A 1,196-nucleotide genomic window follows, 5' to 3' on the forward strand; every position below is an offset into this window, starting at 1 on the left:
GAACGAAGCGCGGTCAACTTAGCACGTTTACCCGAGTTAGTCAGTGTTTGGTACATTTGCGCCACTTCAAATGGCGTCAATGAAAACGAGCCCAAGAACATAGAAGGCACAGGACGAATCTCATCTTTGTTGACGCCTAAGCGTTCAAGTGTGCCAGATACTTCAGGAATACCAAGCTCCATCCCCAACCTTACCGTTGGTACATTCAATGACTTCGCAAGCGCAAGGTAAAGTGGCACATCACCACGATATTTACGGTCGTAGTTACGCGGAGTCCACACCGAGCCTTTGCTACCTTTCAAACTTAGAGGCGTGTCGTGCAGCGTCGTCCCCAAATTGTATTTGTCTGGCTGTTCAAGCGCGGTCAGGTAAATCGCAGGCTTGACCAACGAACCAATTGGACGACTAGCATTAAGCGCACGGTTAAAGCCTTCATAACCCACGCGTTTACCACCAACCATGGCACGAATTTCACCACTGTGGCGATCAACAGCCACGGCAGCAGCTTCGAGTTCTTTGCCGCCTCGCTTCGCTAAATCCGGTATTTTCTTCGCGATAGCCTGCTCCATTTTACTTTGGGAGACAGGATCGAGAGACGTAAACACGCGCAGACCAGTTTCAGCCTTGAAGCGATCACCGACCTTCTCTTTCAGCTCGATATTCAATCGCTGGAAGTATGCAGGCTGACGGCTCGCAATACGTGGTTTGCTTTGTGTATCAAGAGGTCGACTCACAGCTTGTTCATATTGCTGCGATGTGAGCATGTTTTGTTGCATCAGCAATCGAAGCACCAAGTCTCGACGCTCTTTAGTGCGCTCAGGATAGCGAACAGGATTGTAATACGACGGTCCTTTCACCATGCCCACCAGCATCGCAAGTTGATCAATTCGCAACTCTTGGATTGGCTGCCCAAAGTAGTAGCGTGATGCTAAGCCAAAACCGTGGATCGCTTCGCCGCCGCTTTGACCCAAATACACTTCATTGAGGTAGGCTTCTAAAATGCGGTCTTTGCTGTAACGGTAATCAAGAATAAGCGCAATATAAGCTTCGCGCACCTTACGCCACAGCGTTTTATCACGGGTTAGAAATAAGTTTTTCGCTAGCTGCTGCGTTAAGGTACTGCCACCTTGAACGGTGCGACCCGCTTTGATGTTCGCCACTAAAGCACGGGCAATAGCCAATGGTGAAACACCATC

1 protein-coding gene is annotated in these 1,196 nt (G+C 49.5%); it reads right to left on the reverse strand.

Features of this window, described 5'->3' with window-relative positions:
* The coding region (locus R7Q46_RS24975) for a transglycosylase domain-containing protein (RefSeq protein ID WP_318077902.1) at positions 1–1,196 on the reverse strand (1,196 nt) is incomplete at both ends.

It is taken from the genome of Vibrio sp. 811, from assembly GCF_033339195.1.